Genomic DNA, 13,191 nt, shown 5'->3' on the forward strand with positions numbered 1-13,191 from the left:
CCATGGATCGATCGATGAACCTGAAAACTCAAGCCGTGCGGGCACTCGCGGTGGCGAGCCTCGCCGGCCCGCTCGCGGGCTGCGCCTGGTTCGCGCCGAGCGGCGAGCCGCCCGCGATGCCGTCGCCCGCGCACTATGGCGCCACGCCGCAAGCCCAGCAGACCGTGTCCGCGCAAGGCGTCACGCAGCAGTTCGAAGTCGGGGCAAAACCGGTGCCCGACTGGTGGAAACAGTACCGCTCCGACGCACTGAACGCGCTCGTCGACGAAGGGCTGCGCAACAGCCCGACGTTGAGCGCGGCATCCCACTCGCTCGATGCCGCGCGCGAACAGTTGCGCGGGCAGATCGGCAGCTCGATGCTGCCGTCGATCGACGCGGGCGGCCAGGCCACGCGCCAGCGTGCGCTCGGCGTGCCGATTCCCGCGCTCGGCGCGCCGACGCTGCTGTACGACACGTTCGTCGGGCAGCTGCAGGCGAGCTACACGATCGACCTGTTCGGCGCGTCGCGTTTCGCGAACCGCGCGCTGGCCCGCCGCGTCGACGTCAGCGCGTTCCAGCTCGAATCCGCACGGCGCGCGCTGGCCGCGAACATCGTCACCGCGTCGATCACGGTGTCGGTGCTGAATGCGCAGATCAACACGACCGAGCGGCTGGTCGCGCTCGCCAACGACCAGGCGCACGATGCCGAACGCCGTTACGCGCTCGGATCGGCCTCGCGCAGCGACGCGCTGAACGCGCGGCAAAGCGCCGACACGTTCGCGGCGAGCCTGCCCGCGCTGCGCCAGCAGCGCGACTCGGCGCGCCATGCGCTCGCGGTGCTGGTCGGCCGCACGCCCGACCGGCCGCCGGCCGATCTCACACTCGCCGACCTGCACCTGCCCGAACAGGTGCCCGTCGTCGTGCCGTCGGACCTGCTGCAAAGCCGCCCGGACATCCAGGCGGCCGACGCGGGGCTGAAGGCGGCCGCGGCCGAAGTGGGCCTCGCGACTGCGCAGATGTTCCCGCAGCTGTCGCTGTCGGCGGCGATGGGGAAAGGCGGCTTCAGCTGGCCGACGATGCTGTCGGGCGCCGGCTCGATCTGGAACATCGGCGCGTCGCTGAGCCAGCCGATCTTCCACGGCGGCGCGCTGCTCGCGCAGCGCCGCGCGGCGAAGGCGACCTACGAGGCCGCCGTCGACCAATACAAGCAGGCCGTGCTCGGCGCATTCCAGAACGTCGCCGATTCGCTCGCCGCGCTCGAGCACGATGCGGAGGCGCTCGATGCGTCGTCCCACGCCGCGTTGTCCGCGCGCGGTGCGTACGACGACGCGGCAGCCCGCGTGCGGCTCGGCGCGCTGCCGCCGTCGGCCGCGCGCGCCAGCGAGCTGCAGTATCGCAACGCACGGCTCGACGAGATCCGTGCGACCGGCGCGCGGTTCGCGGATACCGCGCGGCTTTACCAGGCGATGGGCACGCCGCCGGTCGACCAGCCCGGCCAGTCCGGCAAGACCGACAAGGCGGCCGACGCGTCCGCCACCGGCCAGCAAGCGCGCGCCGCCGGCGCCGACACCCCGCCTTCGCCGCAATAGGCCGGCCCTGCCATCGGGTGCGCGGAATCCCGCCGCGCACCCGATTTCCGATCTTCCGCTTGACCCTCACGTAGCGTAACGTTCGAGACTCCAGTGTGCGACCCGAATGGAGGAACGAATGCGACTGAAAGTGGGAGAACTGGCGAAACGCAGCGGGCTGACCGTCCGCACGCTTCATCACTATCACGCGATCGGTCTGCTGACGCCTTCGGCGCGCGCCGACAACGGCTACCGACTGTACGACCGCCACGACATCGCCCGGCTCCACCAGATCCAGGCGCTGCGTCGCTTCGGCCTGTCGCTCGCCGAAATCGGCGATCACCTGAACCAGCCCGACACCCCGCTCGTCGAGATCGTCGCGAAGCAGATCGCGCTGCTCGACCGTCAGCTTGCGCAGACCGCGCAGCTGCGCGAGCGGCTCGTGAACCTGCATGCGCAGCTCGCCGCGGGTACGGAGCCGGAGCTGGCCGATTGGCTCACCACACTGGAGTTGATGACCGTGTACGACAAATATTTTTCCGAGGAAGAACTCGCGCGCCTGCCGATGTACCAGAAGAGCCAGGCGGGCGACGCCGAATGGATCGCACTCGTCGACGAGGTGCGTGCGCTGCACGACGCGGGCGTGCCCGCCGAGGACGAACGCACCCGTGCGCTCGCCAGCCGCTGGATGGCGCTGCTCGTGCGCGACACGAACAACGATCCGCGGCTGCTGGCGAAGCTGAACCTGATGCACGAACACGAACCGGCGATGCAGTCGAAGATCGGCATTTCGACCGCGCTGCGCGACTATGTGCTGCGCGCGTCGGCGGAAACCAAGATGCGGATCTTCGAGAAGTACCTCACGCCGGACGAGATCCGCTTCATGCGGGCGCACTACGGTGAAGGCGCGATGGCATGGCCGCAACTGATGGGCGACGTGCGCGACGCGATCGAGGCGGGCGCCAGGCCGGATTCACCGGAAGGCCGTGCGCTCGCGCAGCGCTGGCTCACGCTGTTCTCCAGCTATGCCGGCAACGATCCGGCCACGCATGCGAAATTTCGCCAGGCGATGATGAACGAGCCGTCGCTGACGAAGGATTCGTGGATCGACGACACGCTGATCGGCTTCGTGCGGGAGGCGATGGCGCAGCTGGCGCCGGCGCGATGAACCCGTTGAGCGCGTTGAGCGCGTTGAGCGCATGACCGTGCGGGCGGCAGGCGGGTTTTCCGCGTGCCGCCCGTTTCACCATTGACAACCGGTATCGCGAACCGCATCCAGCGCGAGCATCGGCAGTGCGAGAAGGCCCGCGCCCGCATAAGTGTTCCGGCAATCGGCGCGATGCGCGCCCGACATGCCGTCGGCCAGCTTTGTCTCGACGGTACGGCGACGTGGCAATGTGCCGCCCGACGACGCGCCCAACGCACCGACCGCCGCCTGCGCCGGGCTGCGCACCGTGCGTTGCGGCGCGCCGATCGTATCGAGATCGCGACGCCAGTCGAGGTCGGCACGTGCGGCGGCTGCCGGTTGATCGCCGCGCCGGTCCGCGCTCGCGCCTGCAGTCGTCTCGCGTGGCCCGTCCGATGCATCCGATGAGGCACGCGCCGTCGTACGCGCATTCGCAACCGCACCGGAACGTCTCGCCGATTGCGCGACGCTGCGCCGGCCAGCGGGACCGGCTCGCCCGTTCTCGCGTGCCATCGCCACCGGCGACGGTCGCGCGGGAATCAACTCGACGTGCAGTGCGACCCGCGGCCGCTCGCGGGTTGTCGGGCCGGCCGCCGTCAATGCCCGTTGCAGCACGAACCATCCGAGCACATGAATCGATACGGACACCGCGACGGCCAGCGCGACGATACGCGGCCGCCGCCCGAGCGCATCGATACACCGCGTTCGCGCCGAGTCAGTCGGGCGCGCCGCCGTCATCGCTGAACGCGAGCAGGTCGCCCGGCTGGCAGTCGAGATAGCGGCAGATCGCATCGAGCGTCGCGAAACGAATGCCCTTGACCTTCCCTTGCTTGAGCAGCGACAGGTTCTGTTCGGTGATGCCGACGGCTGCCGCCAGATCCTTCGAGCGGACCTTGCGCATCGCGAGCATCACGTCGAGCTTGACTACGATCGTCATCGCGCGCCTCAGACGAACTGACGATGCTCGGCGTCGAGCTCGCTCGCCTGCCGGAGAATGTGCGCGATGATCGCGATACAGGCCGCGGTGAACAGCGCAACGACGTACGGCAGACCGAAACTGATGCTGACCATGCGCTGGCCGACCGGTTCGAGCATCGTCGCCCAGACAGTGAGCAACGGCTCGCATACGACGCTCAGCAGCACCCACAGGCCGATCGCACGCCCCGTCTTGCCGAGATGGCCGGCGGCTCGCACCGAGAAATAGTCGCGGCGTGCGTACGTACGGAACAGCGCGCGCAGATGACGAAGGCCGTTTGCCAGCGCGATGAGCGGCACGCTCGACAACAGGATGCCCACCGCCTTCTGCCACCACGGGAACGCGGCGACATCGACGCGCAGGTCGGTCAACACCGTATTGGAGATGCCGAATACGAAACCGGGACCCGATGCCCCGTTCAGCGACGGAAACAGCCAGCACGCAGCGTTGAGCACCATCATGCCGACGATGAACCCCAGCGTGACGGTGGCCATCTGCTGGCTGATACGGGCGATGCGATCGGAATGCATGAGGGGCCCTCGACGACAAATGAACGAGCGTCGATTGTACGTCGAAAATTATCGTAAAACGATAATTAATTGTCGTCTTGTTGTGATTTTTTATTGTGCAGCAGGCTCAACCCGCATCGCCATGCCCGTACCGCACGCGACGGCCGCGCATCCGCCTAGTCGTTGCGCACACTGATCCCGCGCCAGCGCTTCGTCATGTAACGCAGAAACGCGGGCTGCGCCTTCAGGTCCGCGTTCGGCACAGGCGCCGCGCCGCCATCGACGAACTTGCCGTTGACCGTCACGGTTTCCTCGCCGCGCAGCACGTATTTCGTGCCCGCGTCGATCAGGAAATACTTGACCTGATCGGCGCTCACATCGCCGCGGCAACCGATCTTGTACGCGAACAGGAACTGCTTGCGGCCGTTGCCGAGCAGGTCGCGCATTTCGATCGACGCAGGGACGAAGTCGAGAATCACGTCGACCGGGCATTCCTTCACGTAGTCGCGCACGGTCCAGTCGGGCCGGCCGTCGAGCGTCGCGGCGACCTTGAGCTCGACGTCGTCGCCGGACGTGGTTCTGGCGAGCGTCACCGCGTGCGCGCCGGCCGCGTCGGTCCACGTATAGTCTGCGGCGTGCGCCGGGTCGGCCAGCGCTGCGACGGCAAGCACCAGGCCATGCGAAAGGACATGTCTTTTCATCGGAAACGGGACAAGGACATCGAACGCGCCATTATCGGCAAAGCCGCTTTTCGCCGCCAGCCGCGCGCAGCATGCGCGCTCAGCCCTCGCGCGTGCCGAGCCCCAGCGCCTTCATCCGCCGGTACAACGTCCGCTCGCTCATCCCGACCCGCTCGGCGAGCGCCTTGCGCGTGCCGTCGAAACTGCGCGCGATGCGCACGAGCTCCGCGTCCGACACGCCGCGCGCATCGGCAGCCCCCTCCTGCGGCACCGCCGATGCGACAACCAACTCGGCCGGCAGATGCTCGATCCGGATCGTCCCGTCGTCCGCGAACAGGCACGCGCGTTCGAGCACGTTGCGCAGCTCGCGGATATTGCCCGGCCACGCGTACGCATCGAGACACGCGAGCGCGCGCTCGGTCAGCACGAACGGCCGGGCGCCCGCATCGCCCGCGCTGGCGCGCGAGTTCGCGATCCGCCGCAGGATCGACTCGGCCAGCAGCGCGACGTCCCCGCGCCGGTCGCGCAGCGCCGGCAACGGAATCGGAAACGCGTTGATCCGGTAGTAGAGGTCCTGCCGGAACCGGCCGTCGTCGATCATCTCGCGCAGCGGCTTGTGCGTGGCCGCGACCAGCCGGAAATCCGCGCGCAGCGCCTCGACGCCGCCCACGCGCCGGAACGTGCCCGATTCGATCAGCCGCAGCAGCTTCACCTGCATCGGCAGCGGCACGTCGCCGATCTCGTCGAGAAACAGCGTGCCGCCCTGCGCGGTCTCGACGAGGCCCGGCTTGCGCTGGTTCGCGCCCGTGAACGCGCCCTTCTCGTAACCGAACAGTTCGCTCTCGAACAGCGTCTCGGCGATCCCCGAGCAATCGACGACGACGAACGGCCCCATCGCGCGATCGCTCGCCTCGTGCAGCGCGCGGGCGAACAGCTCCTTGCCGGTGCCCGATTCGCCGAGCAGCAGCACCGGCAGCATCGACGGAGCGACGCGCTGCAATGCGCCGAGCGCCGCGTTGAACGCGTCGGCGCCGCCGACGAGCCCTTCCGCGCTCGGCTGCGCGGATGCGCTGCGCACTGTCGTCAGGCGCTCGACATAGGCGATCACGTTGCCGTCGGCATCGAAGATCGGCCGCAATTCGACGTCGACATGCTCGGGGCCGCGCGGCGTATGGTGGATGTGCAGCACGCGGTTCAGCCCGCGCGATTCGAGCGCCTGCTTCATCGGGCAATGCTCGCCCGCCTGGTCGCACGGCACGTCGTAGTGGTGCGAGACCTGGAAGCAGTGCCGGCCCACGTGCTCGACGCCCGCGACGCCGAACTGGCGCCGGTACGCATCGTTCGCCGCGAGGATGCGGTAGTCGGGATCGACGACGATCATCGGCTGCGGATCCTGCTCGAGATACGCGACGAGCGCGCGCACGTCGGGCATGGCGTCGTGGCGCGGCGCGGGGACGATCGGGATGGTGTCGTGCGGATTCATGCGGATGCTCGGTGAAGGCGCTGCCTGACGAACTGCCAGGCAGGCTGCCAATTCTGCCACGACACTGCCAATTGTGGCAGTCAACGGTGGCAGACGGCGGCCGACGACACTCGCGCATCGCTGTAGCCGCACCGAAAACCCGAGCCGAATCAAGTCCCTGGCGGATCGACCGACGCCTTGGTGCAGACTGGCACGCTTCTTGAGTTACCGATTCCGATTGCAGATGCAGAACCCGATCGAGGACACCCCGTGAGCCATGCCACCACGCTGTCGGTCGAAGGCTTTTTCGACCCGGCGACCCACACCGTCAGCTATCTGCTGCTCGACACCGCGAGCCGCGCGTGCGCGCTGATCGACAGCGTGCTCGACTACGACCCGAAATCCGGCCGCACACACACCGCGAGCGCCGACCGGCTGATCGCCCGCGTCGCCGAACTCGGCGCGGACGTGCACTGGCTGCTGGAAACCCATGTGCACGCCGACCACCTGTCGGCCGCGCCGTACCTGAAGGAACACGTCGGCGGCCGGATCGCGATCGGTTCGCACGTGCGCCGCGTGCAGCACGTGTTCGGCACGCTGTTCAACGCGGGCCCCGGCTTCGCGCAGGACGGCCGCCAGTTCGACCGGCTGCTCGACGACGGCGACACGCTCGCGCTCGGCGCACTGACGATCCGCGCGCTGCATACGCCGGGCCACACGCCAGCGTGCATGACCTACTGCGTCGACGACGCGACGCAGCGCGCGGCATTCGTCGGCGACACGCTGTTCATGCCCGACTACGGCACGGCGCGCTGCGATTTCCCGGGCGGCGACGCACGCACGCTGTACCGCTCGATCGCGCGCGTGCTCGCGCTACCGCCCGACACGCACCTGTATCTGTGCCACGACTACCAGCCGGGCGGACGCGACGTGCAGTTCGTGACGACCGTGGCCGAGCAGCGCCGCGCGAACGTGCACGTGAGGGACGGCGTGACCGAGGACGATTTCGTCGCGATGCGCACCGCGCGCGACGCCACGCTCGCGATGCCCGTACTGATGCTGCCGTCCGTGCAGGTCAACATGCGTGCCGGCCACCTGCCCGAGCCCGAAGACAACGGCGTGCGCTACCTGAAGATCCCGCTCGACGCGATCTGAGCCGCACGCCCCACCCGGAGACCCCCGACATGACCATCCGCAAGCTGACCGACACGCTGTCGGTCTCGCCGCAGATCGCGGCGGCCGACCTGCCCGCGCTTCACGCGGCCGGCATCCGCGCGATCATCTGCAACCGCCCCGACGGCGAAGGCCCCGACCAGCCGACCGTCACGGAGATCCGCGCGGCCGCCGCGCCGCTCGGCATCGACGTGCATTACCTGCCGGTCGACACGGGCAAGGTGACCGACGACCAGGCCGCGCAGTTCGGCGCACTCGTCGCATCGCTTGAAGGACCGGTGCTCGCATACTGCCGCAGCGGCATGCGTTCGGCCACGCTGTGGGCGCTGTCGCAAGCCGGCCTGCGTCCACTGAACGACATCGTCGCGACGGCCGGCGCAGCCGGCTACGACCTGCGCGCGCTCACCTCGCGGGTCGTGCAAGGCGGCAGGCAGGCGGCGCCGGCCGTCGACGCGCGGCACGACATCGTGATCGTCGGTGCGGGTGCGGCCGGCATCGCGGTCGCGTCGAGCCTGCTCGCGCGTGACGCGTCACTCGACATCGCGGTGATCGATCCGGCCGACGTCCACTACTACCAGCCCGGCTGGACGATGGTCGGCGCGGGCGTGTTCCGGCCCGAGACCACCGCACGCCGGATGACCGACGTGCTGCCGCGCGGCGTGCAGCACATCCAGGCCGCCGTCGCGGGCTTCGAGCCCGACACGCACACGGTCGTGCTCGACGGCTGCCGCCGCATCGGGTATCGCAAGCTTGTCGTGTGCCCGGGGCTCAAGCTCGACTGGCACGGAATCGAAGGCCTCGCCGACACGCTCGGCCGCAACGGCGTCACGTCGAACTACCGCTACGATCTCGCGCCGTACACGTGGGAGCTGGTCCGCGGGTTCCGCGGCGGCAACGCGCTCTTCACGCAGCCGCCGATGCCGATCAAATGCGCGGGCGCGCCGCAGAAGGCGATGTACCTGTCGTGCGACCACTGGCGGCGCGCGGGCCACCTCGAAGCCGCGAACGTCGAGTTCCTGAACGCGGGCGCCGCGCTGTTCGGCGTCGCCGACTACGTGCCCGCGCTGATGGAATACGTGAAAAGCTACGACATCGCGCTGTCGTTCGGCCACAACCTCGTGTCGATCGACGGGCCCGCGCGCCGCGCGACGTTCGCGCGCGCGCTGCCGGACGGCGGCAAGGAAACCGTCGTGCGTGCGTTCGACATGATCCACGTCGTGCCGCCGCAGAAGGCGCCCGACTTCGTGCGTTCGAGCCCGCTCGCCGACGCGGCCGGCTGGATCGACGTCGATCCGGCGACACTGCGGCACAAGCAGTATCCGGACGTCTACGCGCTCGGCGACGCCACCAACACGACCAACGCGAAAACGGCCGCGGCCGCCCGCAAGCAGGCGCCCGTCGTCGCGCACAACCTGCTCGCGTCGCTCGGCCGCGCGCACGGCGACGCCGCGTACGACGGCTACGGCTCGTGCCCGCTCACCGTCGAGCGCGGCAAGATCGTGCTCGCCGAGTTCCTGTACGGCGGCAAGGTCGCGCCGACCTTCCCCGCGTGGCTGATCGACGGCAAGCGCCCGTCGCGGCTCGCGTGGCTGCTCAAGGAACGCGTGCTGCCGCCGCTCTACTGGAAGGCGATGCTCAAGGGCCGCGAATGGCTCGCGAAGCCCGCGATCGCACGTTGACCGGAGCGCGGTGACGCCATGCTGATTTCCCTCGTACTGGGCGGTTTCGTCGGTGCCGTGCTCGGCCTGACCGGCGCCGGCGGCGGCATCCTCGCGGTGCCCGCGCTCGTCGTCGGCATGAGCTGGCCGATGCAGCAGGCCACGCCCGTCGCGCTCGTCGCGGTGGCGGGCAGCGCCGCGCTCGGCGCGCTCGAAGGGTTCCGCCGCGGGCTCGTGCGCTACCGCGCGGCGCTGCTGATGGCCGTGGCCGGCGTGCCGCTGACCACGCTCGGCGTACGGCTCGCGCACGTGCTGCCCCAACGCCTGCTGCTCGCGCTGTTCGCACTGACGATGCTGGTCGTCGCCGGCCGCCTGTTGCGGCAGGCGCTGCGGCACGCACCGGTCGACGCGGAAGCGTCGCCGTTGTGCGTCGGCCGCGTGAATCCCGATACGGGCCGGCTCGTGTGGTCCTGGCCGGTCGGCGTCGCGCTGGCGTCGACCGGCGCGATGACGGGCCTGATGACGGGGCTGCTCGGCGTCGGCGGCGGCTTCGTGATCGTGCCGATGCTGCGCAAGTTCACGAACGTGTCGATGCACGGTGTCGTCGCGACGTCGCTGATGGTGATCGCGCTCGTCGGCACCGGCGGCGTGTTCGCGACGCTCGTGTCGGGCACGCGCGCACCGCTCGACGTGACGCTGTGGTTCACCGTCGCGACCGCACTCGGCATGGCCGCCGGTCGCGGCGCGTCGCGCCACCTCGCCGCGCGGCATGTTCAGGCCGGGTTCGCGGCCGTGCTCGTGTGCGTCGCGCTCGGGCTGCTGGCGAAGGCGGCGTTCGGCGCGTAAAGCGGTGCGCAGTCGGGCGCGGGAATCGAATCCGCGTCCCGCCCGCGATGCCGGTTCATCCGTCGCAATCGCGTACTGACCGGCACCGATCCACACGCGGCGCCACCCAAACAAAACGCCCGGCCCGACTCGTCGTCGGCACCGGGCGTTTTTCACGTCGATCGCAACTTGAACGTCAGGTCGCGAACCCCGCCATCCGCTTGCGCTCCTGGCGCAGCATCACGAAGTTCGCGATCACGACGCCAGCCGTCACCGCGATGATGAACAGCGTCGCGAGCGCGTTCATCTCCGGGTTCAAGCCAAGGCGCACGCGTGAGAACACCACGAGCGGCAGCGTCGTCGAGCCGGGGCCCGACAGGAACGCCGACAGCACGAGATCGTCGATCGACAGCGTGAACGACAGCAGCCAGCCCGCGATCAGCGCCTGCGAGATCAGCGGCAGCGTGATCGTGAAGAACACCTTCAACGGCGTCGCACCGAGATCGAGCGCGGCTTCTTCCAGCGACGGGTTCAGCTCGCGCACACGCGACTGCACGATGATCGCGACGTACGAGATACACAGCATCACGTGGCCGAGCCAGATCGTGAACACGCCGCGCTCGGCCGGCCAGCCGATCCACTTCGCCAGCTCGATGAACAGCAGCAGCAGCGAGATCCCCTGGATCACCTCGGGAATCACGAGCGGCGCGTTGATCATCCCGCTGAACAGCGCGAAGCCGCGGAAGCGCCCCATCCGCGCGAGCACGAAGCCGGCCCACGTGCCGATGAACACCGACGCGAACGCGGTCAGCACGCCGATCTTCAGCGACAGCCACGCGGCCGTCAGCAGCTCGTCGTCCTCGACGAGCGCCGCATACCAGCGGAACGAGAAGCCCGACCACACGGTGACGAGCTTCGACTCGTTGAACGAATAGACGATCAGGCTGATGATCGGGATGTACAGGAACGCGAAGCCGGCAAACAGCGCCGCGAACTGCAGGTAACGATTCGGCTTCATCGGCGGCCTCCCTGCTCCTTCGCCTGGAAGTGCTGGAACATCGCCATCGGCACGAGCAGCAGCAGCACCATCGCGCAGGTCACCGCCGACGCCATCGGCCAGTCCGCGTTGTTGAAGAACTCGTTCCACATCACGCGGCCGATCATCAGCGTGTTCGCGCCGCCGAGCAGTTCGGGGATCACGTACTCGCCGACCGCCGGGATGAACACGAGCAGGCAGCCCGCGATGATCCCGTTCTTCGACAGCGGCAGCGTGATCTGCACGAACGCCTTCCACGGCTTGGCGCCGAGGTCGTACGCGGCTTCGAGCAGGCGCAGGTCCATCTTCACGAGGTGTGCATAGAGCGGCATCACGAGGAACGGCAGGTACGAATAGACCATCCCGATGTACACCGCGTAGTTGGTGCGATACAGCTCGATCGGCGTATGCGTGAGCCCGACCCACATCAGGAAGTTGTTCAGCAGCCCGTTGTTCTTCAGGATGCCGATCCACGCGTACACGCGGATCAGGAACGACGTCCAGAACGGCAGCATCACGCCCATCATCAGCAGGTTGCGGGTCGCCGGGTTCGAGCGCGCGATGTAGTACGCCATCGGATAGCCGATCAGCAGACACAGCAGCGTCGTGATCGCGGCCACCCACACCGAGTTCACGTAGGTCGCGAAATACAGGCTGTCCGTGAACAGGAACGCGTAGTGCGACAGGTTCAGCGCGACGTGCACGACGCCGTCCGCGTACGACGCGAGCTCCGTGTACGGCGGGATGCCGAGCTGCAGCTCCGCGAAGCTGATCTTCACGACCAGCACGAACGGCACGAGGAAGAACAGCACGAGCCACGTGAACGGCCCCGCGACGACCGCCGTGGCGCCCGTCAGGTTGAAGCGCCGCACCGGCCACGAGAGCATGGACTTGAACGCGGTCATGACGTCAGCACCACGCCGGCCGTCGCGCTCCAGCGCACGTAAATCTCGTCGCCGAGCGCCGGCGTCTCGAGCTCCGAAATCGCGAGACTCGACACGTTCGCGATCACCGTCTTGCCGCCGTCGAGCTTCACGTGATACAGCGAGTAGCCACCCATGTACGCGACGTTGCTGATCCGGCCGCGCGCCCAGTTGAACGCGCCTTCGGGCGGCTTGCGCGTGAGCGCGATCCGTTCGGGGCGCACCGACACCGTGACCGGCATCCCGAGCGGGCCCGAGATTCCGTGGCTCACGTACAGCCGGCTCGGCAGCTCGGGCGACTCGATGTACACGTGGTCAGGTTCGTCCTCGACGGTCACGCCTTCGAACAGGTTCGTCGAGCCGATGAATTCGGCCGAGAAGCGGCTGTTCGGATATTCGTACACTTCGTTCGGCGAGCCGATCTGCACGATCTGCCCTTCGCTCATCACCGCGAGGCGATTGGCCATCGTCATCGCTTCTTCCTGGTCGTGCGTGACCATGATGCAGGTGACACCGACCTTGTTCAGGATGTTGACGAGCTCGATCTGCGTGCGCTGGCGGATCTGCTTGTCGAGCGCGGACATCGGCTCGTCGAGCAGCAGCAGCTTCGGCCGCTTGACCAGCGAGCGCGCGAGCGCGACGCGCTGCTGCTGGCCGCCGGACAGCTGATGCGGCTTGCGCTTCGCGTACTTGCTCATCTGCACGAGTTCGAGCGCCGAAGCGACGCGCGCCTTCAGCTCGGCCTTCGGCGTGCCTTCCTGCTTGAGACCGAACGCGACGTTCGACTCGACCGACATGTGCGGGAACAGCGCATACGACTGGAACATCATGTTCACGGGCCGCTTGTACGGCGGCATCTGCGCGAGGTCCTCGCCGTCGATCAGGATCTTGCCCGACGTGACCGTCTCGAGGCCCGCGAGCATCCGCAGCAACGTCGACTTGCCGCAGCCCGAGCTGCCGAGCAGCGCGAACAGCTCGCCCTGGCGCACGGTCAGGTTGACGCTGCGCACGGCTTCGGTGTCGCCGAATTTCTTGACGACGTCGACGATCTGGACAAAGTTCTCGGCGCGCGCATCGGCGCCGGAGGAGGAAACGGAGGACGGCACGCCCGCGACCGGCGCGCCCGACTGGCTATTCATGATGTGCTGCTTCTCTCCTGCGTTGAACGAACAAAGCCCCCGGGGGCACCAGGGGCTTCATGACTGCTGATTCACTC

The 13,191-nt window shown here is 68.3% G+C and carries 13 protein-coding genes; 5 read left to right on the forward strand and 8 right to left on the reverse strand.

The window, feature by feature from the left end; translation table 11 throughout:
* Positions 1–2: 2 nt before the first annotated feature.
* Complete coding sequence (locus tag CFB82_RS09850; protein WP_089484022.1) at positions 3–1,568, forward strand: efflux transporter outer membrane subunit; 1,566 nt, start codon at positions 3–5, stop codon at positions 1,566–1,568.
* A 118-nt stretch (positions 1,569–1,686) separates the two neighbouring features.
* Entirely contained in the window at positions 1,687–2,715 is a 1,029-nt protein-coding gene (locus CFB82_RS09855) for a MerR family transcriptional regulator (RefSeq protein ID WP_089484023.1), read from the forward strand.
* Positions 2,716–2,790: 75 nt separating this feature from the next.
* On the opposite strand, the gene CFB82_RS09860 is transcribed toward CFB82_RS09855, so the two are convergent.
* The 5 genes from CFB82_RS09860 to CFB82_RS09880 form a co-directional block, all read right to left on the reverse strand.
* Positions 2,791–3,381: a hypothetical protein gene (locus CFB82_RS09860; protein WP_306426974.1), complete on the reverse strand. Its 591-nt coding sequence runs from the start codon at positions 3,379–3,381 to the stop codon at positions 2,791–2,793.
* Between the two features lie 67 nt (positions 3,382–3,448).
* Positions 3,449–3,670 carry a helix-turn-helix domain-containing protein gene (locus tag CFB82_RS09865; protein ID WP_089484025.1) on the reverse strand — a complete coding sequence of 74 codons (222 nt, stop codon included), beginning with the start codon at positions 3,668–3,670 and terminating at the stop codon, positions 3,449–3,451.
* Between the two features lie 8 nt (positions 3,671–3,678).
* A complete protein-coding gene (locus CFB82_RS09870) occupies positions 3,679–4,239 on the reverse strand; it encodes a DUF2975 domain-containing protein (protein ID WP_069248050.1) in 561 nt (186 codons plus the stop codon).
* Between the two features lie 155 nt (positions 4,240–4,394).
* Positions 4,395–4,919 (reverse strand): M949_RS01915 family surface polysaccharide biosynthesis protein, encoded by a 525-nt coding sequence (locus CFB82_RS09875; protein WP_089484026.1) that lies wholly within the window; start codon positions 4,917–4,919, stop codon positions 4,395–4,397.
* Between the two features lie 79 nt (positions 4,920–4,998).
* Positions 4,999–6,381, reverse strand: a complete 1,383-nt coding sequence (locus CFB82_RS09880; RefSeq protein WP_179255389.1) for a sigma-54 interaction domain-containing protein — start codon at positions 6,379–6,381, stop codon at positions 4,999–5,001.
* A 249-nt stretch (positions 6,382–6,630) separates the two neighbouring features.
* Here CFB82_RS09880 and CFB82_RS09885 point away from each other — a divergent pair, with 249 nt between their 5' ends.
* From CFB82_RS09885 to CFB82_RS09895, 3 genes are read left to right on the forward strand one after another with little or no spacing between them, the layout of a single operon-like run.
* The gene (locus tag CFB82_RS09885; RefSeq protein WP_089484028.1) at positions 6,631–7,515 is read left to right on the forward strand and encodes an MBL fold metallo-hydrolase; all 885 of its coding nucleotides are present in this window, start codon (positions 6,631–6,633) and stop codon (positions 7,513–7,515) included.
* Positions 7,516–7,544: 29 nt separating this feature from the next.
* On the forward strand, positions 7,545–9,212 hold the full coding sequence (locus CFB82_RS09890) for a bifunctional protein tyrosine phosphatase family protein/NAD(P)/FAD-dependent oxidoreductase (protein ID WP_089484029.1): 1,668 nt from the start codon (positions 7,545–7,547) through the stop codon (positions 9,210–9,212).
* Between the two features lie 18 nt (positions 9,213–9,230).
* Positions 9,231–10,037 carry a sulfite exporter TauE/SafE family protein gene (locus tag CFB82_RS09895; protein WP_089445726.1) on the forward strand — a complete coding sequence of 269 codons (807 nt, stop codon included), beginning with the start codon at positions 9,231–9,233 and terminating at the stop codon, positions 10,035–10,037.
* A gap of 175 nt (positions 10,038–10,212) precedes the next feature.
* Here the strand turns inward: CFB82_RS09895 and CFB82_RS09900 are convergent, their stop codons facing one another.
* From CFB82_RS09900 to CFB82_RS09910, 3 genes are read right to left on the reverse strand one after another with little or no spacing between them, the layout of a single operon-like run.
* Positions 10,213–11,034 carry an ABC transporter permease subunit gene (locus CFB82_RS09900; protein ID WP_089445727.1) on the reverse strand — a complete coding sequence of 274 codons (822 nt, stop codon included), beginning with the start codon at positions 11,032–11,034 and terminating at the stop codon, positions 10,213–10,215.
* A complete protein-coding gene (locus CFB82_RS09905) occupies positions 11,031–11,957 on the reverse strand; it encodes an ABC transporter permease subunit (protein WP_069248056.1) in 927 nt (308 codons plus the stop codon). Before CFB82_RS09905 ends, CFB82_RS09900 begins: the two co-directional genes overlap by 4 nt.
* Positions 11,954–13,114, reverse strand: a complete 1,161-nt coding sequence (locus CFB82_RS09910) for an ABC transporter ATP-binding protein (RefSeq protein WP_069248057.1) — start codon at positions 13,112–13,114, stop codon at positions 11,954–11,956. Before CFB82_RS09910 ends, CFB82_RS09905 begins: the two co-directional genes overlap by 4 nt.
* Between the last annotated feature and the right edge of the window lie 77 nt (positions 13,115–13,191).

This window comes from Burkholderia sp. HI2714, assembly GCF_002223085.1.
Lineage (GTDB): Bacteria > Pseudomonadota > Gammaproteobacteria > Burkholderiales > Burkholderiaceae > Burkholderia > Burkholderia lata_D.